We start from the raw sequence: 23,658 nt of genomic DNA on the forward strand, positions 1-23,658 counted from the left end.
GGGGATGAGCGCGCCGATGGAGTCATCATCTATGGGTTGCCGGAACAACAGAATAACCAGCCGCTGCAATCGATTATTTCATCTCGTGCAATAACGCCGCAGCGCTCAAGGCCGGATGCTCGCGCAGCGCCTTCACGGCGAAGTCGACAAAACTGCGGATCCGCGCCGGTGCCTTGCGCCCGCCCTGATACACCACATGAATCGGCAACGGCGGCAGTTCAAACTCGGCGAGGACGATTTCCAACTCCCCCGCCGCGACTTTGTCCGCCACTTGATAGGACAGCACTCGCGTCAGGCCCAGGCCTTTGCGCGCAGCGGTGATCGCCGACTGATTGGCCGTGACGGTCAGGCGCGGTTCGGTGCGCACACTGAGTGCTTCACCGCCGTCGAGGAACGGCCAGTTGCGTTGCTGACCGATCGCCGACGTCGCCACCACCGGCAGCGCGGCCAGGGCCTGCGGGTGCTCAGGGCGGCCGTGCGCAGCCAGAAACCCCGGTGAAGCGCAGATCACCCGCCGCACTTCCCCGACGCGAATCGCATGCTGATTGCTGTCCGGCAGCTCACCGATACGCACCGCGACATCAATGCCCTCCTCGACCATGTTGACGACCCGGTCCAGCAACAGCGCGTTGATCGACACATCCGGATAACGACAAAGGTAATCGGCCATCACTGGCGTCACGAACAGATCGCCGAACAGCACCGGCGCAGTAATCGTCAACTGCCCGCGCGGCAAGGCATGGCTGCCTGCCGCCGAATCCTCGGCCTCCTGCACTTCGGCAAGAATCCGCCGGCAGTCATCGCAGTAACGCTGCCCGGCTTCGGTGAGATGCACGGTGCGCGTGGTACGCACCAGCAGCTGCGTACCGATATGCTGCTCCAGCGCCGCCACCGCCCGGGTGACGCTCGCCGCCGACAGACCCAGACGCCGCGAAGCCGCCGAAAAGCCTTGCTCCTGGGCGACAACAACGAAGATCTGCATTTCCTGAAAGCGGTCCATCGAATTCCTCCGGGCGGATACGACAATCGCAGCCGAGGCTGCGATTGTGGGAGAGCTTAGATCAACGGTGGATAACTTATTCCACGGTCACCGATTTCGCCAGGTTGCGCGGTTGATCGACGTCGGTGCCCTTGAGCACGGCGACGTAGTACGACAACAGTTGCAACGGGATCGTATAAAGGATCGGCGAGAGAATGTCGTGGATGTGCGGCATTTGCACCACGTGGGTACCTTCGCCGTTGGTCATCGCAGCCTTCTCATCCGCGAACACGATCAACTCTCCGCCGCGAGCGCGGACTTCCTGCAGGTTGGATTTGAGCTTTTCCAGCAGTTCGTTGTTCGGCGCGACAGTGACCACCGGCATGTCGTTATCCACAAGTGCCAGCGGGCCGTGCTTGAGCTCGCCGGCCGGGTAGGCCTCGGCGTGGATGTAGGAGATTTCCTTGAGTTTCAAGGCACCTTCCATCGCGACCGGGAATTGCGCACCACGGCCGAGGAACAGGGTGTGGTTTTTCTCGGCGAACAGCTCGGCGATTTTTTCCACGGTGCTGTCCATCGCCAGCGCTTCGCCGAGACGGGTCGGCAGGCGACGCAGTTCTTCGACGAGTGTGGCTTCGACGCCGTTAGCCAGAGTGCCGCGCACCTGACCCAGCGATAGAGTCAGCAGCAACAGGCCAACCAGTTGCGTGGTGAAGGCTTTGGTCGAGGCCACACCGATTTCGCGGCCGGCCTGGGTCAACAGGGTCAGGTCGGATTCACGCACCAGCGAGCTGATGCCGACGTTGCAGATGGCCAGGCTGGCGAGGAAGCCCAGCTCCTTGGCATTGCGCAGGGCCGCGAGGGTGTCAGCGGTTTCACCGGACTGTGAGATGGTCACGAACAGCGTGTCTGGCTGCACCACCACTTTGCGATAACGGAATTCGCTGGCGACTTCGACCTGGCACGGAATACCGGCCAGCTCTTCGAGCCAGTAGCGCGCGACCATGCCGGCGTGATAACTGGTGCCGCAGGCGACGATCTGCACATTGCGCACTTTGGCGAACAGCTCGGCGGCTTGCGGACCGAAGGCCTCAACCAGCACCTGATTGTTGCCCAGACGACCTTCGAGAGTGCGCTGAACCACGGTCGGTTGCTCGTGGATTTCCTTGAGCATGTAGTGGCGGAACTCGCCCTTGTCGGCGGCTTCGGCACCGTCGGTGTACTGCACGGTCTGGCGCTCGACAGCGTTGCCGTTTACGTCCCAGATCTGCACGCTGTCGCGACGGATTTCAGCGATATCGCCTTCTTCCAAATACATGAAGCGGTCAGTGACCTGACGCAGAGCCAACTGGTCGGAAGCGAGGAAATTCTCGCCCAGGCCCAAGCCGATCACCAATGGACTGCCACTGCGCGCGGCAACCAGACGATCCGGTTGCTGTGCGTTGATCACTGCCAGACCGTAGGCGCCATGCAGTTCCTTGACGGTCGCTTTGAGCGCGGCAGTCAGGTCCGGTTGTTCCTTGAGCTTGTGGGTCAGCAGGTGCGCGATGACTTCGGTGTCGGTGTCCGAGCTGAACGCATAACCCAGTGTTTTCAGTTGTTCGCGCAGAGCTTCGTGGTTCTCGATGATGCCGTTGTGCACCACCGCAATGTCACCGGAAAAATGCGGGTGGGCATTGCGCTCGCACGGCGCGCCATGGGTCGCCCAACGGGTGTGGGCGATACCGAGACGACCGGCCAGCGGCTGTTCGGTCAGGGCGGTTTCCAGCTCACTGACCTTGCCCGGACGGCGCATGCGTTCCAGGGTCTGGTCATTGGTATAAACCGCCACACCGGCGCTGTCATAGCCGCGGTATTCGAGGCGCTTCAGGCCTTCGAGAAGGATGGCGGTGATATTACGTTCAGCTACAGCGCCGACAATGCCACACATGGTTATTTCTCCTGACTGACAGCCGCACAGATCAAAGTGATCCCGCGGGCCTGAAGCTGATCGCGTGCCTCGACAGACAGGCGATCATCGGTAATGAGGGTATGGATGCTGCTCCAGGGCAGCTCCAGGTTGGGAATCTTGCGACCGATCTTGTCGGCCTCGACCATGACGATCACTTCTCGCGCAACGTCAGCCATCACCCGGCTGAGGCCGAGCAGTTCATTGAAGGTGGTGGTGCCGCGCACCAGATCGATGCCGTCGGCGCCGATAAATAGTTGATCGAAGTCGTAGGAGCGTAGTACTTGCTCGGCGACCTGGCCCTGAAAGGATTCCGAGTGCGGATCCCAAGTGCCGCCGGTCATCAGCAGCACCGGCTCGTGTTCCAGTTCGCTCAAGGCATTGGCGACATGCAGCGAGTTGGTCATCACCACCAGGCCCGGTTGCTGGCCCAGTTCGGGAATCATTGCGGCGGTGGTGCTGCCGCTGTCGATGATGATGCGCGCGTGCTCGCGGATGCGCTTGACCGCCGCGCGGGCGATCGCCTGCTTGTACTTGGAAATACTCTGCGCCGTTTCTGCGAACAGCTCTTGCGGCATGGTGATCGCCCCGCCGTAACGACGCAGCAACAGACCATGGGTTTCCAGCGCCGCGAGATCCTTGCGAATCGTAACTTCGGAAGTTTCGAAACGCTTGGTCAGCTCGTCGACACTGACTTCGCCCTGCTCATTGAGCAAGGCGAGAATGTTATGGCGACGTTGAGGAGTATTGCGCTTGGACATGGCAGCTTAAGTTTCGATTCGAAAGATAACGCAAGCAATGAAACTCTATCGAAAGGTTGCCGTCAAGACGCGGGGAGAAAAATTCAGAAAGATTGAAACGACTGTGGGAGCGAGCCCGCTCGCGAAAGGGAGTCTCGGCCACTGAAGACGTGACTGACAAACCGCATTCGCGAACAGGCTCGCTCCCACAGGAGGTTGTGGATAAATCAGGATTTTTTGATTTTTTCCGGCCGCTTCCAGCCGTCGATGTTCTTCTGACGGGCTCGGCCAACCGCCAACTGAGCGTTATCCACATTTTGCGTGATGGTCGAGCCGGCAGCAGTAGTTGCACCATTGGAAATATCCACAGGCGCGACCAGCGAATTGTTGGAGCCGATGAAAACGTCAGCGCCCAACACGGTTTTCCACTTGTTCGCGCCATCGTAGTTGCAGGTGATGGTGCCGGCGCCGATGTTGGTGCGTGCGCCGATTTCGGCATCGCCCAGATAGGTCAGATGGCCAGCCTTGGCACCCTCGCCCATGTGGGCGTTTTTCAGCTCAACGAAGTTACCGACATGGGCGCGCGCTTCGAGCACAGTGCCCGGGCGCAAACGCGCGAAGGGACCGGCGTCGCTGCCTTCACCGAGAATGGCACCTTCGATATGACTGCTGGCCTTGATTACCACGCCTTTGCGCAGGGTACTGTCCTTGATCACGCAGTTCGGGCCGATCTGTACGTCGTCTTCAATGATCACCTTGCCTTCCAGGATCACGTTGATGTCGATCAGCACATCGCGGCCTACGCTTACTTCGCCACGCACATCGAAACGCGCCGGGTCACGCAGGGTCACGCCCTGAGCCATCAGGCGACGGCCGGCGCGCAACTGGTAATGACGCTCCAGTTCAGAGAGCTGCTTGCGATCATTGGCGCCCTGCACTTCCATCGGGTCGTGCGGTTGTTCGGTGGCAACCACCAGACCATCGCTGACCGCCATTTCGATCACGTCGGTGAGGTAGTACTCGCCCTGCGCATTGTTGTTCGACAGGCGGCTCATCCAGTCCGCCAGACGATCGGCCGGCACAGCGAGGATGCCGGTGTTGCCTTCGGTGATCGCACGTTGCGCTTCGCTGGCGTCCTTGTGCTCGACGATTGCCGCGACCTTGCCGTCAGCATCACGCACGATGCGGCCGTAACCGGTCGGGTCATCCAGCTCGACAGTGAGCAAACCCATCTGGCCCGGCACGACATGCTTGAGCAGACGTTGCAGGGTTTCCACTTCAATCAGAGGCACATCGCCGTAAAGAATCAGCACAGTGTCGGCATCAATGAACGGCACCGCCTGGGCGGTGGCATGGCCAGTGCCCAGTTGCTTGTCCTGCAACACGAAATTCAGGTCATCAGCTGCCAGACGCTCACGCACCACATCGGCACCGTGACCGATCACCACGTGAATGCGCTGTGGATCAAGTTGCCGAGCGCTGTGGATAACATGGCCGAGCATGGAGTTGCCGGCAATCGGGTGCAGCACTTTGGGCAGCGCCGAGCGCATGCGAGTGCCTTGACCGGCCGCGAGGATAACGATTTCGAGAGACATGACTGGCTACCAATCCTGGGTGGTCAGCAACTGCGACCGGTTTGTGGGAATTCGGAAAAGAAAAAAGGGTAGCCGAGGCTACCCTTTTTTATCAATCGCACAATAAGCGGCTGACGGATTAACCGCCAAACTTCTTGCGGATCTGCTGGACGGTGCGCAGCTGGGCTGCAGCCTCGGCCAGACGTGTGGCAGCGGCGCCGTAATCGAAGTCCGCGCCTTTTTCGTTCAGGGCATTCTCGGCAGCCTTGAGAGCTGCCTGAGCCTGAGCTTCATCCAGGTCGGCGGCACGTTGCACGGTATCGGCAAGTACCTTGACCATGTTCGGCTGAACCTCGAGGAAACCACCGGAGATGTAGAACACCTCGGCTTCCCCGCCTTGCTTGATCAGGCGGATCGGACCCGGCTTGAGATTAGTGATCAGCGGCGCGTGACCCAGAGCGATACCAAGATCACCCAGTGCACCGTGCGCAATCACCATCTCGACCAGGCCGGAAAAGATTTCCCCTTCCGCGCTGACGATATCGCAATGGACTGTCATAGCCATCTGATTGCCTCAACCTAAATTAGCGCCCGTTGCCGGGCGCCGGGATTACAGTTTCTTGGCTTTCTCGATCGCTTCTTCGATGCCGCCAACCATGTAGAACGCTTGTTCTGGCAGGTGGTCGTAGTCACCGTTGAGGATGCCTTTGAAGCCAGCAATGGTGTCTTTCAGGGAAACGTATTTACCCGAAGCACCGGTGAAGACTTCAGCCACGAAGAACGGCTGCGACAAGAAGCGCTGGATCTTACGAGCACGGTTAACCAACTGTTTGTCGGCTTCCGACAGCTCGTCCATACCCAGGATCGCGATGATGTCTTTCAGCTCTTTGTAACGCTGCAGAACGTACTGAACGCCGCGAGCGGTGTCGTAGTGGTCCTGGCCGATCACGTTCGGGTCCAGCTGGCGCGAAGTCGAATCCAGTGGATCTACCGCCGGGTAGATACCCAGGGAAGCGATGTCACGGGACAGAACGACGGTGGCATCCAAGTGGGCGAAGGTGGTCGCTGGCGACGGGTCGGTCAAGTCGTCCGCAGGTACGTATACCGCTTGGATCGAGGTGATCGAACCTTCCTTGGTCGAAGTGATACGTTCCTGCAGAACGCCCATCTCTTCAGCCAGGGTCGGCTGGTAACCTACTGCCGAAGGCATACGGCCCAGCAGTGCGGATACTTCAGTACCGGCCAGGGTGTAACGATAGATGTTGTCGACGAACAGCAGAACGTCGTTACCTTCGTCACGGAACTTCTCGGCCATGGTCAGGCCAGTCAGTGCTACGCGCAGACGGTTTCCCGGCGGCTCGTTCATCTGACCGTAAACCAGTGCCACTTTGTCCAGAACGTTGGAGTCCTTCATCTCGTGGTAGAAGTCGTTACCCTCACGAGTACGCTCACCCACACCGGCGAACACGGAATAACCGCTGTGCTCGATGGCGATGTTACGGATCAGTTCCATCATGTTTACGGTTTTGCCTACACCGGCACCACCGAACAGACCGACTTTACCGCCCTTGGCGAACGGGCAGACCAGGTCGATAACCTTGATGCCGGTTTCCAGCAGGTCGTTGCCGCCTGCTTGCTCGGCGAACGAAGGTGCTGCGCGGTGAATGCCCCAGCGCTCTTCGGTGTCGATCGGGCCAGCTTCGTCGATCGGGTTACCGAGGACGTCCATGATCCGGCCCAGGGTCGCTTTACCGACCGGTACGGAGATGGCTGCGCCAGAGTCGGTGACTTCCAGACCGCGCTTCAAGCCCTCGGTGGAACCCATCGCAATGGTACGCACCACGCCGTCGCCCAGCTGCTGCTGAACTTCCAGGGTGGTTGCGGCCGCGCTTTGTACAGTCAGCGCGTTGTAGATGCTCGGTACGCTGTCGCGTGGAAATTCCACGTCGATAACGGCGCCGATGATTTGAACGATACGTCCGCTACTCATAGCTGGATCCTCTGAATATTTGAACCGTTAAACCGCGGCAGCGCCGCCGACGATTTCCGAGATCTCTTGGGTGATCGCAGCCTGACGCGCCTTGTTGTAGATCAGCTGCAAATCGCTGATCAAATCACCGGCGTTGTCGGTAGCGTTCTTCATCGCGATCATCCGCGCAGCCTGTTCAGCCGCGTTGTTCTCGACCACCGCCTGGTAGACCTGCGACTCGACGTAACGGACCATCAAGCCGTCAAGCAGCTCTTTGGCGTCCGGTTCGTAGAGATAGTCCCAGTGGTGCTTGAGATCCTGATCCGGGGTTGCCACCAGTGGAATCAACTGCTCCACGGTAGGCTGTTGCGTCATGGTGTTGATGAACTTGTTGGACACCACGGACAGGCGGTCGATACGGCCGTCCAGGTAGGCATCCAGCATCACCTTGACGCTGCCGATCAGATCATTGATCGACGGCTCTTCACCCAGGTGGCTGATAGCTGCAACGACGTTACCGCCGAAGTTGCGGAAAAAGGCCGCACCCTTGCTACCGACTACACACAGATCAATCTCGACGCCGTTTTCGCGGTTTACCGCCATGTCCTTGACCAGGGCCTTGAACAGGTTGGTGTTCAAGCCGCCGCACAGACCACGGTCACTGCTCACGACGACATAACCGACGCGCTTGATTTCGCGGTCGATCATGAACGGGTGGCGGTATTCCGGGTTGGCGTTGGCCAGATGCCCAATTACCTGGCGGATACGCTCCGCATAAGGACGGCTAGCAGCCATGCGCATTTGTGCCTTGCGCATTTTGCTGACCGCCACTTTTTCCATGGCGCTGGTAATCTTTTGCGTGCTTTTGATGCTCGCAATCTTACTGCGAATCTCTTTTGCGCCTGCCATGTAACACCTATCAGGTTAGCAAGCGGGAGCCTCGCGGCTCCCGCTGCGGCTTACCAGGTTTGGGTGGCCTTGAACTTCTCGATACCGGCTTTCATGCCAGCGTCGATTTCGTCATTGAAGTCACCTTTAACGTTGATCTTGGCCATCAAATCGGCGTGATCGCGGTTGAAGAAAGCGATCAGCGCTTGTTCGAAGCTGCCGACCTTGGCGATTTCAATGTCAGTCAGGAACCCACGCTCAGCGGCATACAGCGACAGCGCCATGTCAGCGATCGACATTGGTGCGTATTGCTTCTGCTTCATCAGCTCGGTAACGCGCTGACCATGCTCAAGTTGCTTGCGGGTCGCTTCGTCCAGGTCAGAAGCGAACTGGGCGAATGCCGCCAGTTCACGGTACTGAGCCAGAGCGGTACGGATACCACCGGAGAGCTTCTTGATGATCTTGGTCTGAGCGGCACCACCCACACGGGATACCGAAACACCGGCGTTCACTGCAGGGCGGATGCCCGAGTTGAACATGGCCGATTCCAGGAAGATCTGACCGTCGGTGATGGAAATCACGTTGGTCGGAACGAACGCGGAAACGTCGCCAGCCTGGGTTTCGATGATCGGCAGTGCAGTCAGGGAACCGGTTTTGCCGGTCACTGCGCCGTTGGTGAACTTCTCTACGTATTCTTCCGAAACGCGGGATGCGCGCTCCAGCAGACGGGAGTGGAGATAGAACACGTCGCCTGGGTAAGCTTCACGGCCTGGTGGACGGCGCAGCAGCAGGGAAATCTGGCGGTAAGCCACTGCCTGCTTGGACAGATCGTCATAAACGATCAGCGCGTCTTCACCGCGGTCGCGGAAGAATTCACCCATGGTGCAACCGGAGTACGGTGCCAGGAATTGCAGCGCAGGAGATTCCGAAGCACTGGCAGCCACGATGATCGTGTTGGCCAGGGCGCCGTTTTCTTCCAGCTTGCGAACCACGTTGGCGATGGTCGATTGCTTCTGACCGATGGCTACGTAGACGCAGAAAATGCCGCTGTCTTTCTGGTTGATGATCGCGTCGATCGCCAGAGCGGTTTTACCGATCTGACGGTCACCGATGATCAGCTCACGCTGGCCACGGCCGACAGGGATCATGGCATCGACAGCCTTGTAGCCAGTCTGTACAGGCTGGTCTACCGACTTACGCCAGATCACGCCTGGAGCAACTTTCTCGACCGCGTCGGTCTCGGTGTTGCCCAGTGGACCTTTGCCGTCAACAGGGTTACCCAGAGCATCGACTACGCGGCCCAGCAATTCCGTACCAACAGGAACTTCGAGGATGCGGCCGGTGCACTTGGCGCTCATGCCTTCAGCCAGCGACTGGTAGGAGCCCAATACCACGGCACCTACGGAGTCCTGCTCCAGGTTGAGGGCCATACCGTAGACGCCGCCCGGAAACTCGATCATCTCGCCGTACATGACGTCGGCCAGACCGTGAATCCGCACGATGCCGTCAGATACGCTGACGACAGTGCCTTCGTTACGGGCTTGGGAGGTCACATCGAGCTTGTCGATGCGGCCCTTGATAATTTCACTTATTTCGGAAGGATTGAGTTGCTGCATTGCTCTGCTGCCCCTTCAAACTCAAGATTTCAATGCTTCGGCAAGTTTCGCGATTTTGCCGCGAATCGAGCCATCGATAACCAGGTCGCCGGCGCGGATCACGACACCACCAATCAAGGCAGCGTCCTCCGCAACTTGCAGGCGCACTTCCCGGTTGAGTCGTGCACTGAGAACCTTGGCGAGTTTGTCTTGCTGTTCTTGGTTCAATGCAAATGCACTGGTTACTTCAACGTCTACCGATTTCTCTTGTTCGGCCTTGTACAGGTCGAACAGAGCGGCGATCTCCGGCAGAAGCAGGAGACGGTCGTTCTCGGCAACGACGTTGATGAAATTGCGTGCCTTTTCATCAAACTTGTCGCCGCACACGTCAATGAACGTGGCGGCCTTTTCTGCGCTCGTCAGTCGCGGGGCCTTGAGCACGCGCTGCAGGGTGTCGTCTTGCGACACCGCTGCTGCCAGGCCGAGCATGGCTGACCAATTGGCCAGTTGCTGGTGGGCCTGAGCGTGCTCGAAGGCCGCCTTAGCGTAAGGTCGGGCCAACGTGGTCAGTTCTGCCATGATCGCCCTCGCTTAGATTTCAGCAGCCAGTTGGTTAACCAGCTCTGCGTGCGCGTTTTGATCGATTGTGGCACCCAGGATCTTCTCGGCGCCGCCAACAGCCAGCAAGCCCACTTGGGCACGCAGCTTGTCTTTGACGCTGTTCAGTTCCTGTTCGATCTCGGCTTGAGCCTGAACCTTCACACGGTCAGCGTCGATACGGGCTTTTTCAACAGCCTCTTCGACGATCTGGTTACCGCGTTTCTTGGCTTGCTCGATGATTTCAGCTGCCTGAGCTTTCGCTTCGCGCAGTTGCTGACCCGCTTTCTCTTGGGCCAACTCCAGGTCGCGAGCTGCACGGCTGGCAGCGTCCAGACCATCAGCGATCTTCTTTTGACGTTCGTGCAGAGCAGCGATGACCGGAGGCCATACATACTTCATGCAGAACAGTACAAAAATCAGGAACGCAACGGACTGGCCAATCAGGGTCGCATTAATGTTCACGCCAACACCTCGCAGTTACGTTGTCCATCACACCAAATTACCCGGAAGATCCGAGTAATCAGCCAGCGATCTGACCAACGAACGGGTTCGCAAAGGTGAAGAACAGAGCGATACCAACACCGATCATGGTTACGGCGTCGAGCAGACCGGCAACGATGAACATTTTCACTTGCAACATTGGAACCATTTCTGGCTGACGCGCTGCGCCTTCCAGGAACTTGCCGCCCAGCAGGCCGAAACCAATTGCGGTACCCAGTGCGCCCAGGCCGATCAACAGTGCAACAGCGATAGCGGTTAGACCAACTACAGTTTCCATCTTTCCTCCCGACTTTTACGTCGTATGGTTTAGGTTTTTTAGATTAAAGCGGTAAAACAAATCGTTTCAGCTGCCCCGCAAGGAGCTCCCTCCCGTTTGACCGGGAGGAACATCAGACTAGTCGAGACTGGTCTTAATGGTTTTCTTCGTGCGCCATCGACAGGTAGACGATGGTCAGCATCATGAAGATGAACGCCTGCAGGGTGATGATCAGGATGTGGAATACAGCCCACGCCCACTGCAGAACAACGCCCAGGCCGCTGAGCCAGAGCAGGCCGCTGCCGAACATCACAGCGATCAGAATGAACACCAGCTCGCCGGCATACATGTTGCCGAACAGACGCAGAGCCAGAGAGATCGGCTTGGCGATCAGGGTGACGAATTCCAGCAGGAAGTTCACCGGGATCAGCAGGGCCTGAACGAAGATGTTCTTGCTGCCGAACGGGTGCAGGGTCAGTTCGCCGATGAAGCCGCCGATGCCCTTGACCTTGATGCTGTAGAAAATGATCAGTGCGAACACCGAGAACGCCATGCCCAGAGTCGCGTTCGGGTCGGTAGTCGACACGGCGCGGAACGGGATGTGGGCATCGCCGGAGATCAGGATGGCCAGCTGAGGAATCCAGTCGACCGGTACCAGGTCGACGGCGTTCATCAGGAACACCCAGACGAAGATGGTCAGCGCCAGCGGTGCAATCACCGGGCTACGGCCATGGAAGCTGTCTTTCACGCTGCCATCGACGAATTCGACCAATACTTCAACGAAGTTCTGCAAGGCACCCGGCTGACCCGACGTCGCTTTCTTCGCCGCCATGCGGAAAAGAAGAACGAAGATCAGACCCAGCGCGACCGACCAGCCGAGGGTATCGACGTGGAAAGCCCAGAAGCCCATTTCCTTGGCCTCTGCTGCGGTGTGGGCAAAGCCCCAGCCGCCGTTGGGTAGCTGACCGAAAGTCAGGTTCTGCAAGTGGTGCTGGATATAGCCCGAAGCGGTTGTCTCTGCCATGGTTGCCTCAAACGCCCTAAGGTCTCGAAAGTCTTGTTCTCATCAGCAGGGGAGCGAACCAGCTGACCGACTGCGTCAGCACGAACACGCCGAATACTGCGATCGGCGCCAGTGGCTTCACACCTGCGAACACCAGTGCAAACAGCACTGCCGTCAAAATAAGTTTGCCTGCCTCGCCGGCATAAAAAGACCGGACGATGGACTGGGCTGCTCGGGCGCCGGAAAACCGAAATGCCCTGTGAGCGAAATAAACATTGGGCAGCAAGGCTATCAGGCCTCCGCAAAGTCCCGAGTATCCGGCAACGACTCCATGCCATTGCCAGAGCGCCAAAGCGGCAATGAGCAGAATGACAAATTGAGCCATCAACACCGGAAAAACCGCCAGGCGATGGAAAGGCAAGCGGTTTGGCGTGCGGGTTTCCATCACAGTTGCTCTCCAATGGTCGGCTGCCGAAATTCAATAACTTGGCATAATTTGTGCCGACAAAATGCGCGCAGAGTATAGGGGCGGTTCTGCCCCTATTCAACTGTCAGGTAGTGATTTCCGACTGCGCGCTACATGAGGAAATGTTTCAGCGGATGTGTGCGAGCACACCTTGAAGCTCGTCGAGCGAGTTATAACCAATCACCAATTGGCCTTTGCCCTTCTTGCCATGGCGAATCTGCACCGCAGAGCCTAGGCGCTCGGCCAAACGCTGCTCGAGGCGAGCGATGTCCGGGTCGGGTTTGGCAGCTTCCACAGGCTCCGGTTTGCCACTCAACCACTGGCGAACCAGTGCCTCGGTTTGGCGCACAGTCAGCCCTCGTGCGACAACATGTCGCGCCCCTTCGACCTGCTGATTGTCCGGCAGACCGAGCAAGGCACGCGCGTGACCCATTTCCAGGTCACCGTGCGACAGCATCGTCTTGATCACTTCAGGCAGTGCAATAAGTCGCAACAGGTTAGCCACAGTCACCCGCGACTTACCCACAGCCTCGGCGACTTGCTGCTGAGTCAGCTGGAATTCCTGCTGCAAGCGCTGCAAGGCGACGGCTTCTTCGATCGGATTGAGGTCTTCACGCTGGATGTTCTCGATCAGCGCAATCGCAATGGCGGTTTCATCCGGCACATCGCGAACCATCGCCGGGATGGTTTCCTGCCCGGCCTGCTGACTGGCGCGCCAGCGGCGTTCACCGGCAATGATCTCAAACCGACCGCCGCCAATCGGGCGCACCACGATCGGCTGCATCACGCCTTGGGCCTTGATCGACTGCGCCAGCTCTTCCAGGGCCTGCGGGTCCATGTCACGGCGCGGCTGATATTTGCCGCGCTGCAGCAGGTCCAGCGGCAGGTGTTGCAGTTCGCGGGTGTCGGCCTGCGCGGCTTGTTCTTCCAGCGCGCTGACCGTCGGACCACTCAGCAGTGCATCCAGTCCACGTCCGAGACCTCGTTTCTTGACGGCCATGGGGATTCCTTAAGTTGGCTGAGCAGCAGCAATGCGTGAATTTTTGCGCTGACGACGAACCATCTCGCCCGCCAGAGCCAGATAGGCCAGAGCGCCACGCGATTGCTTGTCGTAAGCCAGCGCCGGCATGCCGTAGCTCGGTGCTTCGGCCAAGCGAATGTTGCGCGGGATCACCGTGTCGTACAGCTGATCGCCGAAGTGTTCCTTGAGCTGCGCCGAAACATCGTTCATCAGGCTCAGGCGCGGGTCGTACATGGTCCGCAGCAGGCCTTCGACTTTCAGGTTCGGATTGAGCAGTTCAGCGATGCGCTTGATGTTATCCACAAGGTCGCTCAAACCTTCCAGCGCAAAGTATTCGCACTGCATGGGAATAATCACCCCATCAGCGGCGACCAGTGCATTGAGTGTGAGCATCGACAGCGACGGTGGGCAGTCGATCAGAATGTAGTCGTAGTTGTCCCGGATCGGCGCCAGCGCACTGCGCAGACGGCTTTCCTTCATCTGCATTTCCAGCAGCACCACTTCGGCCGCGGTCAGATCGCGGTTGGCCGGCAGCAGTTGATAACCGCCGTGCTCGGAGAAGTGCATCGCCTGGCCGAGGTCGCATTCACCGATCAGCAGATCGTAGACCGAGTTTTCCAGACCATGTTTATCCACACCGCTACCCATGGTGGCGTTGCCCTGTGGATCGAGATCGATCAACAGCACCCGGCGCTTGGTCGCGACCAGGGATGCTGCGAGGTTGATGCAGGTGGTGGTCTTGCCCACACCACCCTTCTGGTTCGCTATCGCGAATACCTTAGCCATTCTTGCTTGTGTTCCCAATCATGCCGTGCGGCGCAGTATCAGCAGATGGCGTTGGCCTTGGCAACCGGGGACGGCCAGGGCGTGTTCGCTATCGAGTTTGAAATCTGCCGGCAATGCTACCAGCTCATCGGCCGGATGAACGCCCTTCATTGCCAGCCAGCGTGTATCGGCATCGCCCAAGTGGCGAGTCCAGTTGGTGAAGTTTTCCATGCTGCTGAATGCCCGGGAAATGATCCCGTTGAATGGCTGCGCAGGCTGGAAGGCTTCTACGCGACTGTGGATAACTTGCAGGTTATCCAGCTTCAGCTCCAGTTTGACCTGAGTCAGGAAGCGGGTTTTCTTGCCGTTGCTGTCCAGACAGGTCACTTGCGAGTCCGGATAAAGGATTGCCAGCGGAATACCAGGCATGCCACCGCCACTGCCGACATCGAGCCAGCGACCGTTTTCGATGAACGACATCACGCTGAGACTGTCGAGCAAGTGCCGCGAAACCATTTCGTCTGGATCGCGCACGGCGGTCAGGTTGTAGGCCTGGTTCCATTTGATCAACAGGGCCAGATAACCCAGCAGCAATGCGTGCTGGGTTTCTGTGAGATTGACACCGAGCTCGCGGGCTCCTGTGGATAACTCTTCGGCATGTTGCGAAGTGACCTTGGCACTCAAGCGCTTTGCTCCAACTGACGGCCCGCGCCGCGTTTTTTCAAATGAATCATCAACAGCGAAATCGCTGCCGGGGTCACGCCCGGGATCCGCGAAGCCTGGCCCAGAGTCTCGGGACGTGTGGCGCCGAGCTTGCTCTGGATCTCCTTGGACAGACCCGAGATGTTGGTGTAATCGATATCCACAGGCAATTTCGTGTCTTCGCTGGCGCGCAGACGGGCGATTTCGTCCTGTTGGCGGTCGATGTAACCGGCGTACTTGGTCTTGATCTCGACCTGCTCGGCGACCTGTGGATCTTCCGCGCCCTGCCCGGTCACTTCGACCAGACCGGCGTAATCGATTTCCGGACGGCTCAACAGGTTGAGCAGGTTGTACTCGTGAGTCAGCGGCGTGCCAAATTTCTCGGCAATCGCATCGCCCTGCGGGGTGTTCGGCCGCACCCAGGTGCTTTTCAGGCGCTGTTCTTCAAGCTCGATGCTTTCGCGTTTCTTGCAGAAGGCCGCCCAGCGCGCGTCATCGACCAGACCGAGCTCGCGACCTTTTTCGGTAAGACGCAGGTCGGCGTTGTCTTCGCGCAGAATCAGGCGGTACTCGGCTCGGGACGTGAACATGCGGTACGGCTCTTGGGTACCGAGGGTGATCAGGTCGTCGACCAGAACGCCGATGTACGCTTCATCGCGGCGCGGACACCAGGCTTCTTTGCCCTTCGCGCGCAGTGCAGCGTTGGCCCCGGCGAGCAGACCTTGAGCGCCAGCTTCTTCGTAACCGGTGGTGCCGTTGATCTGCCCGGCGAAAAACAGACCGCCGATGACTTTGGTTTCCAGGCTGTACTTCAGGTCGCGCGGATCGAAGTAGTCGTACTCGATCGCATAACCCGGACGCACGATGTGTGCGTTTTCCATGCCGCGGATCGATTGCACGATCTGCAATTGCACGTCGAACGGCAGGCTTGTGGATATCCCGTTCGGATACAGCTCATGGGTGGTCAGACCTTCCGGTTCGATGAACACCTGATGGCTTTCCTTGTCGGCAAAGCGATGAATCTTGTCTTCGATCGACGGGCAATAACGCGGGCCGACGCCTTCGATCTCCCCGGCAGCGGAATACATCGGCGAACGATCGAGGTTCGCCGCGATGATTTCGTGGGTACGCGCATTGGTATGGGTGATCCAGCAACTGACCTGACGGGGATGCTGTTCCTTGTTGCCCATGAACGACATCACCGGAATCGGCGTATCGCCCGGCTGCTCGGTCATCACAGAGAAATCCACAGACTTGCCATCGATACGCGGCGGCGTGCCGGTTTTCAGACGCCCGACACGCAAGGGCAACTCACGCAAACGGTGGGCCAGAGCAATCGACGGTGGATCACCGGCCCGACCGCCGGAGAAATTCTGCAAACCGATGTGGATAAGTCCGCCGAGGAAGGTACCGGTGGTCAACACCACGGAATCGGCGAAGAAACGCAGCCCCATCTGTGTAACCACACCACGGACTTGCTCCTGCTCGACGATCAGGTCGTCAGCAGCCTGTTGAAATATCCACAGGTTCGGCTGGTTTTCCAGGATTTCGCGTACAGCTGCCTTGTAGAGAATCCGGTCGGCTTGCGCACGGGTCGCCCGTACGGCCGGACCCTTGCGGCTGTTCAACACGCGAAACTGGATGCCGCCCTTATCGGTAGCCATGGCCATCGCGCCGCCTAGGGCATCGATTTCCTTGACCAGATGGCTTTTGCCGATGCCACCGATGGCCGGGTTGCAACTCATGGCGCCGAGGGTTTCCACGTTATGCGTCAGCAACAGGGTTTTTGCCCCCATGCGAGCTGACGCCAGTGCTGCCTCGGTACCGGCATGACCGCCGCCGATGACGATCACTTCAAAACGGGAAGGGAAATCCACCACGCACCTCGTGCCTGCTTAAGTAGGTCATTCAGGAAATAGTTGAGCTCAGGTTTCTGGACCTGGTCGGCAAGTATAGGGACTTCGCCCTTTCTAAAGAACCCTTTGCACAAAATTTAACCAGCTGTGGAGAACTCGAGGTTAAAAGAATAAAAAAGAGAGAAATTTATAAAACCTTTGTTTTTATGTTTATTCTTACTGAACCACCTTTCTGTGGATACATCGCTACAGGCCTTGTTTTTCAACATGTACAGAGATCCAAAACTCTGTGCTCATGTGGCAATGAGGCCATTGGATAACCGGTTTAAGCCTGTGGATGAAAGGGGTGGTTATCCACAGCGTGGGTTATCTCCAGTTTTGAGGCCCTGTTATCAACTGCCCTCAGTGGCAGTTATTCACAGGGCTTAGTCCACAAAAATTTGATGGACGAAGAGGTACCAGGCAGCCGAAAACCGCTCAGGGAGAAAAAATCAGCCCGGCACTCTTGGAGGATTTTAGAAAAGAGGGAAGCAGACAGGTCGCGAATGGACCTGTCTGTGAATAGCAGGAGGGTTATTTGCCGATGCAGAAGCTGGAGAAAATCCTTCCGAGCAAATCATCAGAGCTGAACGCCCCGGTAATTTCACCCAGGGAATGCTGAGCCTGGCGCAGATCTTCGGCGAGCAATTCGCCTGCCCCGGCCAGGGTCAGTTGCGCGCGGCCATGTTCCAGTGCCGCGCTGGCGTGACGCAGTGCTTCCAGATGCCGGCGACGTGCGCTGAAGCTGCTTTCCGAAGTCTGCTCGTAACCCATGCACGCCTTGAGGTGGTCCCGCAGCAGATCGAGGCCTTCGGCGGACTTGGCGCTGAGACTGATGGTCACGTGGCCGTCGTCACTGGTCTCCAGAGAAACCGCATCACCGGTCAGATCGGCTTTGTTGCGGATAAGGGTGACCTTCGCCGGGTCCGGTCGAGACTCGAGAAATTCTGGCCATAAGGCAAAAGGATCCAGTGCCTCTGGTGCGGTCGCATCGACCACCAGTAAAACCCGATCCGCTTCACCAATGGCTTTCAAGGCCCGTTCAACACCGATTTTTTCCACACGATCATCGGTGTCACGCAGGCCTGCGGTATCGACAACGTGCAACGGCATACCGTCGATGTGGATATGTTCGCGCAGGATATCCCGCGTGGTGCCGGCAATCTCGGTAACGATGGCAGCCTCGCGACCGGCCAAGGCATTCAACAGGCTGGATTTACCGGCATTCGGCCGGCCTGCGATGACGACGGTCATGCCATCACGCAATAACGCGCCCTGCCCCGCTTCGCGCAATACTGTGGATAACTCATCGCGTACTTTGTCGAGCATGCTCAGCACATGGCCGTCGGCGAGAAAGTCGATTTCCTCTTCCGGGAAGTCGATGGCGGCTTCGACGTAGATACGCAAGCCGATCAGTTGCTCGGTCAGGTTATGCACACGCTGGGAAAACGCACCCTGCAATGAACGCAGCGCATTGCGCGCAGCCTGGGCAGAACTGGCTTCGATCAAATCGGCGATTGCCTCGGCCTGGGCCAGATCGAGTTTGTCATTGAGGAAGGCGCGCTCGCTGAATTCCCCAGGACGGGCCAGACGACAACCCAGTTCCAGGCAGCGCTTGAGCAACATGTCCAGCACGATCGGGCCGCCGTGGCCTTGGAGTTCCAGCACGTCTTCGCCGGTGAACGAGTTCGGCCCCGGGAAATACAAAGCCAGACCTTCATCCAGCACTTGCCGGTCGTCACTGAAAAACGGCCCGTAATGGGCGTAACGCGGTTTCAGCTCGCGGCCGCTGATGGCTTTTGCCGCCATGCTGGCCAACGGCCCGGAAATACGGACGATGCCCACACCGCCGCGCCCTTGAGCGGTGGCGACAGCGGCGATGGTTTCACGGGGTGTGCTCATAAAGCGGCATCCAGACAAAAGTGGCAGATAGCAAAACGCCCCACTAGGGGGCGTTTTGAGTGGTGTTATCCACAGTGCAAGTTACGCCTCGGCTTTTTTCGTCGCCGCTTCGATCTTACGCGTGATGTACCACTGTTGTGCAATCGACAGGCAGTTGTTCACAACCCAGTACAGCACCAGACCCGCCGGGAACCACAGGAAGAAGAAGGTGAAGATGATTGGCATCATTTTCATGACCTTCGCCTGCATCGGATCCGGAGGCGTCGGGTTCAGCTGCTGCTGGATGAACATGGTTGCGCCCATGATGATCGGCAGAATGAAGAACGGATCCTTGATCGACAGGTCAGTGATCCACAGCATGAACGGCGCCTGACGCATTTCCACGCTTTCCAGCAGAACCCAGTACAGCGACAGGAAGACCGGCATCTGCACGAGGATTGGCAAGCAGCCGCCCAGTGGATTGATCTTCTCTTTCTTGTACAGCTCCATCATGGCTTGCGACATTTTCTGCCGGTCATCGCCATGTTGCTCTTTCAGCGCAGCCAGTTTCGGAGCCACGGCACGCATGCGCGCCATCGATTTGTAGCTGGCGGCCGACAGCGGGAAGAAAATCCCTTTGATCAGCATGGTCAGGAAGATGATCGACCAGCCCCAGTTACCGACAATGGCGTGGATGTGTTGCAGCAGCCAGAAGATTGGCTGGGCAATGAACCACAGAATGCCGTAGTCGACGGTCAGTTCCAGACCTGGGGACAACTCTTTCAGCACAGCCTGGCTTTTCGGACCGGCGTACAGCACAGCGCTGGTTTCAACTTTCGCACCTGGAGCAGCGGTTAGAGTAGGACCGGTGTAACCGATGATGTAGTTGCCTTTGCTGTCTTTACGGGTCTGGACGATATTGTTTTCGCCCTTGGCCGGAATCCACGCGGTCACGAAGTAGTGCTGCAGCCAGGCTACCCAACCACCGGTGACGGTTTCCTTGAGCTGCGCCTTGTCCATGTCCTTCATCGACACTTTCTTGTACGGCTCGGAACTTGTCCACAGGGCAGCGCCCAGGTAAGTCGCGGTGCCAGTAGCAGTGGTCGACGAAGGATCAGCGCTGGCATCGCGCTTCAACTGGGCAAACATTGCGCCGTTCCAGGGCTGAGTGCTCTGGTTATCCACAATGTAGGAGACAGCGACGTCGTACAGGCCACGTTTCAGGGTGAAACGCTTGATGTAGTTGACGCCGTCCTTGCTGAGTTTCAGGTCAACAACGAGTTGATCCTGACCGTCAGCCAGTTGGTAAACCTTCTTCTCCGAGGAATAAACCGGACGACCGGCCGGGTTTGCATCCGGGCCGTTGGTACCGATCAGACCGCTTTGCGCCAGATATACACGTTCGCCGCCGTTATCGAACAGCTGGAACGGAACGTCAGGACGATCCTGACGACGTGGATACAAAGGCAGAGTCAGTTGCGCAACGTCGCCACCCTGCGGATCGATCGCCAGATCGAGCACATCGGTCTTGACCTGAATCAGATCCTTGCTGGCGGCGACCGGCGTTTCGGCAGGTGCGCTGGTATCGCTGGCGGCGCGCGGAATATCGTCACTGGCGGCATTTGTGCCAGTGGCGGTGTCCGGCAAACCGGATGTAGTCGTACTGGAAGCAACATTCTGAGTCGGCAGGGCAGCCTGGCCATAATCCTGGTTCCATTTAAGAACCATGACGTAGGACACGATTGCCAGGGCGACGATCAGGATCGTGCGTTTGATATCCATGATTACTCGGCCATCGAAGAAGAACGGGAGGTAGGGACAGGTGGAACCGGGTCATAACCACCGGGATTCCACGGATGACAGCGACCTAAACGACGAAAGGTCAGCCAGCCACCGCGCAGAAGGCCATGATTTTCAATGGCTTCATACGCGTAGCAGGAACAACTGGGGTAGAAGCGACAGTGGCTGGCCATTAAAGGACTAATGGCATAGCGATAAAACTGGATCGGAACGAGGGCCAGTTTACGCATCGGTACTGTCTACCCCTACAGTTTCGGTTTTGACTGCCGGAACGGGCTTGTTGCGTGCCAGACGCTTCCAGAGTTTGCCGAAATGCTGAATCAATTCGGGGTTTTCTACATCACCCAAACCTTTGCGCGCGACGATAACGATGTCCCAGCCGACCAGTGAATCCTGGTGCAGACGGAACGATTCGCGCATCAGACGTTTGAGGCGATTGCGCTCAACGGAGAGCTTTACGCTCTTTTTCCCGATAACCAGCCCGAGACGGGGGTGATCAAGATCGTTGTTGCGTGCAAGGAGCAGGAGATTTTTCCCCGGAACCTTGCCGGTAGGGGAGTCAAAGACTGCCTTGAAATGCCGGGGGGTAAGCAGACGCTTTTCCCGACTGAAGTCCTGACTCACCTCCAGTACCGGATTATCAAACTGCCAGACGCGCACGACCTTTGGCGCGACGACGCGACAGGACTGCGCGGCCGTTCTTGGTAGCCATGCGAGCACGGAAACCGTGGGTACGAGCGCGTTTGATAGTGCTTGGTTGGAAAGTACGTTTCATGTCGTGTTACCTGGTTCGTCCACAACGGGCCGGAATGGCCCCCGTTTTAAGAGACCGGGGATTCTAGAGAAAGCAAGCCTTCAGGTCAATTTCCAACCAGCGTTTCCTTATAAATAGATCCGGGCAGGTTTTTAGCTTGAACGCCTGTCAGCCAGATATAGAAATAAAGAAGGGAATTATTTAAAGCTTTTCTGTAAAGCTTGTAAAAGCTAGACACGCCATCTTCTGTGGATAACTGCCATGAAGCCTTATTCCACGGGATGTACAGAGAATGACAACTACAGTGGAAAACCGTGTTCAGCCTGTGCTGCGCTATCGGATAAGCTGTGCGTGAAATGGCTGGTTATCCACAGGATGGTTATCCACCGGGTTTAGCCCCCAGTTGTCCAGTGCTCTCAGAGGCGGTTATCCACAGGTCTTATTCACACGCCGTTGGTCGCCTTTTAATGCGTTAACGCACTGATTAATGATGGTGATGGACCTACCTGCATGTGGATAAGTGAACCGCTCGCCGCTACAATGGCCGCTTGTTTTTGCCTCACCGGCTTTCAACTTAGGGGATATCCGTGTCAGTGGAACTTTGGCAGCAGTGCGTGGAGCTTTTGCGCGAAGAGCTGCCTGCCCAACAATTCAACACCTGGATCCGTCCACTACAGGTCGAAGCCGAAGGCGACGAGTTGCGCGTCTACGCACCGAATCGTTTCGTGTTGGACTGGGTCAACGAAAAGTACCTGGGCCGCGTCCTTGAACTGCTGGATGAGCACGGCAATGGCTCGACGCCGGCGCTGTCCTTGTTAATAGGCAGCAAACGCAGCTCGGCACCTCGTGCCGCACCCAATGCGCCACTGGCGGCCGCGCAGGTTGCTCAGGCGCGGGCCAATAATGTGCCAGCGAGCAATCCGGCACCGACGCCAGCCCCTGCTCCGGCCAAGCGTTCCACACAGAAAGCCGCTGAAGTCAGTGAAGAGCCTTCCCGCGACAGCTTCGACCCGATGGCGGGCGCTGCTTCGCAGCAGGCCCCGGTTCGCGCCGAGCAGCGCACCGTGCAGGTAGAAGGTGCGCTCAAGCACACCAGTTACCTGAATCGCACGTTCACCTTCGAAAACTTCGTTGAAGGTAAATCCAACCAGCTCGCCCGTGCGGCGGCCTGGCAAGTGGCGGACAATCCCAAGCACGGTTACAACCCGCTCTTCCTCTATGGCGGCGTCGGCCTGGGTAAAACCCACTTGATGCACGCGGTGGGCAACCATCTATTAAAGAAGAATCCGAATGCCAAGGTCGTGTACCTGCATTCCGAGCGCTTTGTGGCCGACATGGTCAAGGCGTTGCAACTGAACGCGATCAACGAATTCAAGCGTTTCTACCGTTCGGTGGACGCCTTGCTGATCGACGATATTCAGTTCTTCGCCCGCAAGGAGCGTTCCCAGGAAGAGTTTTTCCACACCTTCAACGCGCTGCTTGAAGGTGGTCAGCAGGTCATTCTCACCAGTGACCGCTACCCGAAAGAAATCGAAGGCCTTGAAGAACGCCTCAAATCCCGCTTCGGTTGGGGCCTGACGGTTGCCGTCGAGCCGCCGGAACTGGAAACCCGCGTGGCGATCCTGATGAAGAAGGCCGATCAGGCCAAAGTCGAGTTGCCTCACGATGCCGCGTTCTTCATAGCCCAGCGCATCCGCTCCAACGTCCGTGAGCTGGAAGGTGCGCTGAAACGGGTTATCGCCCACTCGCACTTCATGGGCCGCGACATCACCATCGAGCTGATCCGCGAATCCCTGAAAGACTTGCTGGCGTTGCAGGACAAACTGGTCTCTGTGGATAACATTCAGCGCACCGTCGCCGAGTATTACAAGATCAAGATTTCCGACCTGCTGTCCAAGCGCCGTTCGCGCTCGGTGGCTCGTCCGCGTCAGGTCGCCATGGCGTTGTCCAAGGAACTGACCAACCACAGCCTGCCGGAAATCGGCGATGTGTTTGGCGGCCGCGACCACACCACCGTGTTGCACGCCTGCCGCAAGATCAACGAACTTAAGGAATCCGACGCGGACATCCGCGAGGACTACAAGAACCTGCTGCGTACACTGACCACTTGATGAACACCAGCGCAGCTTATTAAGGCAAGGGACTAGACCATGCATTTCACCATTCAACGCGAAGCCCTGTTGAAACCCCTGCAACTGGTCGCAGGCGTCGTCGAGCGCCGACAGACCTTGCCGGTACTGTCCAACGTGCTGTTGGTCGTCGAAGGCCAGCAACTGTCGCTGACCGGTACCGACCTGGAAGTCGAGCTGGTCGGTCGTGTG

At 57.9% G+C, this 23,658-nt stretch carries 23 protein-coding genes and 1 pseudogene; 2 read left to right on the top strand and 22 right to left on the bottom strand.

The features are described from left to right. Positions 1 to 73: 73 nt before the first annotated feature. From D8U71_RS24235 to rpmH, 22 genes are all read right to left on the bottom strand, one after another. Entirely contained in the window at positions 74 to 1,000 is a 927-nt protein-coding gene (locus D8U71_RS24235) for a LysR family transcriptional regulator (RefSeq protein WP_130888855.1), read from the bottom strand. Positions 1,001 to 1,076: 76 nt separating this feature from the next. Then, positions 1,077 to 2,909, bottom strand: coding sequence for a glutamine--fructose-6-phosphate transaminase (isomerizing) (glmS, locus tag D8U71_RS24240; RefSeq protein ID WP_130888856.1), 1,833 nt, complete (start codon positions 2,907 to 2,909; stop codon positions 1,077 to 1,079). Between the two features lie 2 nt (positions 2,910 to 2,911). Continuing rightward, positions 2,912 to 3,688, bottom strand: coding sequence for a DeoR family transcriptional regulator (locus D8U71_RS24245; RefSeq protein ID WP_130888857.1), 777 nt, complete (start codon positions 3,686 to 3,688; stop codon positions 2,912 to 2,914). A gap of 206 nt (positions 3,689 to 3,894) precedes the next feature. Continuing rightward, a complete protein-coding gene (glmU, locus tag D8U71_RS24250) occupies positions 3,895 to 5,262 on the bottom strand; it encodes a bifunctional UDP-N-acetylglucosamine diphosphorylase/glucosamine-1-phosphate N-acetyltransferase GlmU (protein WP_130888858.1) in 1,368 nt (455 codons plus the stop codon). 118 nt (positions 5,263 to 5,380) lie between these two features. Then, entirely contained in the window at positions 5,381 to 5,806 is a 426-nt protein-coding gene (locus D8U71_RS24255; RefSeq protein ID WP_016772407.1) for a F0F1 ATP synthase subunit epsilon, read from the bottom strand. A gap of 45 nt (positions 5,807 to 5,851) precedes the next feature. Further along, positions 5,852 to 7,231, bottom strand: coding sequence for a F0F1 ATP synthase subunit beta (gene atpD / locus D8U71_RS24260; RefSeq protein WP_016772406.1), 1,380 nt, complete (start codon positions 7,229 to 7,231; stop codon positions 5,852 to 5,854). A gap of 27 nt (positions 7,232 to 7,258) precedes the next feature. Next, complete coding sequence (gene atpG, locus D8U71_RS24265; protein WP_007911960.1) at positions 7,259 to 8,119, bottom strand: F0F1 ATP synthase subunit gamma; 861 nt, start codon at positions 8,117 to 8,119, stop codon at positions 7,259 to 7,261. A gap of 50 nt (positions 8,120 to 8,169) precedes the next feature. Then, the gene (gene atpA / locus D8U71_RS24270; RefSeq protein ID WP_130888859.1) at positions 8,170 to 9,714 is read right to left on the bottom strand and encodes a F0F1 ATP synthase subunit alpha; all 1,545 of its coding nucleotides are present in this window, start codon (positions 9,712 to 9,714) and stop codon (positions 8,170 to 8,172) included. Between the two features lie 21 nt (positions 9,715 to 9,735). Further along, positions 9,736 to 10,272, bottom strand: coding sequence for a F0F1 ATP synthase subunit delta (locus tag D8U71_RS24275; protein ID WP_016772404.1), 537 nt, complete (start codon positions 10,270 to 10,272; stop codon positions 9,736 to 9,738). Positions 10,273 to 10,284: 12 nt separating this feature from the next. Further along, positions 10,285 to 10,755, bottom strand: a complete 471-nt coding sequence (locus D8U71_RS24280; protein WP_016772403.1) for a F0F1 ATP synthase subunit B — start codon at positions 10,753 to 10,755, stop codon at positions 10,285 to 10,287. A gap of 58 nt (positions 10,756 to 10,813) precedes the next feature. Beyond that, a complete protein-coding gene (gene atpE / locus D8U71_RS24285; protein WP_003097235.1) occupies positions 10,814 to 11,071 on the bottom strand; it encodes a F0F1 ATP synthase subunit C in 258 nt (85 codons plus the stop codon). A 133-nt stretch (positions 11,072 to 11,204) separates the two neighbouring features. Further along, the gene (gene atpB / locus D8U71_RS24290; protein ID WP_016772402.1) at positions 11,205 to 12,074 is read right to left on the bottom strand and encodes a F0F1 ATP synthase subunit A; all 870 of its coding nucleotides are present in this window, start codon (positions 12,072 to 12,074) and stop codon (positions 11,205 to 11,207) included. 16 nt (positions 12,075 to 12,090) lie between these two features. After that, positions 12,091 to 12,498, bottom strand: a complete 408-nt coding sequence (locus D8U71_RS24295; RefSeq protein ID WP_016772401.1) for a F0F1 ATP synthase subunit I — start codon at positions 12,496 to 12,498, stop codon at positions 12,091 to 12,093. Positions 12,499 to 12,646: 148 nt separating this feature from the next. Beyond that, positions 12,647 to 13,519, bottom strand: a complete 873-nt coding sequence (locus D8U71_RS24300; RefSeq protein WP_007960777.1) for a ParB/RepB/Spo0J family partition protein — start codon at positions 13,517 to 13,519, stop codon at positions 12,647 to 12,649. Positions 13,520 to 13,528: 9 nt separating this feature from the next. Beyond that, positions 13,529 to 14,326, bottom strand: coding sequence for a ParA family protein (locus D8U71_RS24305; RefSeq protein ID WP_016772400.1), 798 nt, complete (start codon positions 14,324 to 14,326; stop codon positions 13,529 to 13,531). An 18-nt stretch (positions 14,327 to 14,344) separates the two neighbouring features. Continuing rightward, positions 14,345 to 14,989, bottom strand: coding sequence for a 16S rRNA (guanine(527)-N(7))-methyltransferase RsmG (rsmG, locus tag D8U71_RS24310; protein ID WP_123441912.1), 645 nt, complete (start codon positions 14,987 to 14,989; stop codon positions 14,345 to 14,347). After that, positions 14,986 to 16,884 carry a tRNA uridine-5-carboxymethylaminomethyl(34) synthesis enzyme MnmG gene (mnmG, locus tag D8U71_RS24315; protein WP_122603541.1) on the bottom strand — a complete coding sequence of 633 codons (1,899 nt, stop codon included), beginning with the start codon at positions 16,882 to 16,884 and terminating at the stop codon, positions 14,986 to 14,988. Before mnmG ends, rsmG begins: the two co-directional genes overlap by 4 nt. A gap of 552 nt (positions 16,885 to 17,436) precedes the next feature. After that, entirely contained in the window at positions 17,437 to 18,804 is a 1,368-nt protein-coding gene (gene mnmE / locus D8U71_RS24325; RefSeq protein ID WP_130888860.1) for a tRNA uridine-5-carboxymethylaminomethyl(34) synthesis GTPase MnmE, read from the bottom strand. An 81-nt stretch (positions 18,805 to 18,885) separates the two neighbouring features. Continuing rightward, positions 18,886 to 20,565 (bottom strand): membrane protein insertase YidC, encoded by a 1,680-nt coding sequence (yidC, locus tag D8U71_RS24330; RefSeq protein ID WP_130888861.1) that lies wholly within the window; start codon positions 20,563 to 20,565, stop codon positions 18,886 to 18,888. A gap of 2 nt (positions 20,566 to 20,567) precedes the next feature. Further along, a complete protein-coding gene (gene yidD / locus D8U71_RS24335; RefSeq protein ID WP_027901580.1) occupies positions 20,568 to 20,813 on the bottom strand; it encodes a membrane protein insertion efficiency factor YidD in 246 nt (81 codons plus the stop codon). Beyond that, positions 20,806 to 21,207: a ribonuclease P protein component gene (gene rnpA, locus D8U71_RS24340; protein WP_024014946.1), complete on the bottom strand. Its 402-nt coding sequence runs from the start codon at positions 21,205 to 21,207 to the stop codon at positions 20,806 to 20,808. Before rnpA ends, yidD begins: the two co-directional genes overlap by 8 nt. Positions 21,208 to 21,223: 16 nt before the next feature. After that, positions 21,224 to 21,358, bottom strand: a complete 135-nt coding sequence (gene rpmH, locus D8U71_RS24345) for a 50S ribosomal protein L34 (protein WP_003213577.1) — start codon at positions 21,356 to 21,358, stop codon at positions 21,224 to 21,226. Positions 21,359 to 21,924: 566 nt separating this feature from the next. Between rpmH and dnaA the strand changes: the two genes are divergently transcribed. Further along, positions 21,925 to 23,448, top strand: a complete 1,524-nt coding sequence (dnaA, locus tag D8U71_RS24350) for a chromosomal replication initiator protein DnaA (RefSeq protein ID WP_130888862.1) — start codon at positions 21,925 to 21,927, stop codon at positions 23,446 to 23,448. Between the two features lie 39 nt (positions 23,449 to 23,487). Continuing rightward, positions 23,488 to 23,658: pseudogene (locus D8U71_RS24355) on the top strand (DNA polymerase III subunit beta); the annotation flags it as partial.

This window comes from Pseudomonas sp. Sample_21 (assembly GCF_004307525.1).
GTDB classification, from domain to species: Bacteria; Pseudomonadota; Gammaproteobacteria; order Pseudomonadales; family Pseudomonadaceae; genus Aquipseudomonas; species Aquipseudomonas atacamensis.

What these genes read in the sequence shown, in the direction of transcription:
- D8U71_RS24235 (WP_130888855.1), bottom strand. Translation starts at nt 1,000, where the DNA reads ATGGACCGCTTTCAGGAAATGCAGATCTTCGTTGTTGTCGCCCAGGAG.
- glmS (WP_130888856.1), bottom strand. Translation starts at nt 2,909, where the DNA reads ATGTGTGGCATTGTCGGCGCTGTAGCTGAACGTAATATCACCGCCATC.
- D8U71_RS24245 (WP_130888857.1), bottom strand. Translation starts at nt 3,688, where the DNA reads ATGTCCAAGCGCAATACTCCTCAACGTCGCCATAACATTCTCGCCTTG.
- glmU (WP_130888858.1), bottom strand. Translation starts at nt 5,262, where the DNA reads ATGTCTCTCGAAATCGTTATCCTCGCGGCCGGTCAAGGCACTCGCATG.
- D8U71_RS24255 (WP_016772407.1), bottom strand. Translation starts at nt 5,806, where the DNA reads ATGGCTATGACAGTCCATTGCGATATCGTCAGCGCGGAAGGGGAAATC.
- atpD (WP_016772406.1), bottom strand. Translation starts at nt 7,231, where the DNA reads ATGAGTAGCGGACGTATCGTTCAAATCATCGGCGCCGTTATCGACGTG.
- atpG (WP_007911960.1), bottom strand. Translation starts at nt 8,119, where the DNA reads ATGGCAGGCGCAAAAGAGATTCGCAGTAAGATTGCGAGCATCAAAAGC.
- atpA (WP_130888859.1), bottom strand. Translation starts at nt 9,714, where the DNA reads ATGCAGCAACTCAATCCTTCCGAAATAAGTGAAATTATCAAGGGCCGC.
- D8U71_RS24275 (WP_016772404.1), bottom strand. Translation starts at nt 10,272, where the DNA reads ATGGCAGAACTGACCACGTTGGCCCGACCTTACGCTAAGGCGGCCTTC.
- atpE (WP_003097235.1), bottom strand. Translation starts at nt 11,071, where the DNA reads ATGGAAACTGTAGTTGGTCTAACCGCTATCGCTGTTGCACTGTTGATC.
- atpB (WP_016772402.1), bottom strand. Translation starts at nt 12,074, where the DNA reads ATGGCAGAGACAACCGCTTCGGGCTATATCCAGCACCACTTGCAGAAC.
- D8U71_RS24295 (WP_016772401.1), bottom strand. Translation starts at nt 12,498, where the DNA reads ATGGAAACCCGCACGCCAAACCGCTTGCCTTTCCATCGCCTGGCGGTT.
- D8U71_RS24300 (WP_007960777.1), bottom strand. Translation starts at nt 13,519, where the DNA reads ATGGCCGTCAAGAAACGAGGTCTCGGACGTGGACTGGATGCACTGCTG.
- D8U71_RS24305 (WP_016772400.1), bottom strand. Translation starts at nt 14,326, where the DNA reads ATGGCTAAGGTATTCGCGATAGCGAACCAGAAGGGTGGTGTGGGCAAG.
- mnmE (WP_130888860.1), bottom strand. Translation starts at nt 18,804, where the DNA reads ATGAGCACACCCCGTGAAACCATCGCCGCTGTCGCCACCGCTCAAGGG.
- yidC (WP_130888861.1), bottom strand. Translation starts at nt 20,565, where the DNA reads ATGGATATCAAACGCACGATCCTGATCGTCGCCCTGGCAATCGTGTCC.
- yidD (WP_027901580.1), bottom strand. Translation starts at nt 20,813, where the DNA reads ATGCGTAAACTGGCCCTCGTTCCGATCCAGTTTTATCGCTATGCCATT.
- rpmH (WP_003213577.1), bottom strand. Translation starts at nt 21,358, where the DNA reads ATGAAACGTACTTTCCAACCAAGCACTATCAAACGCGCTCGTACCCAC.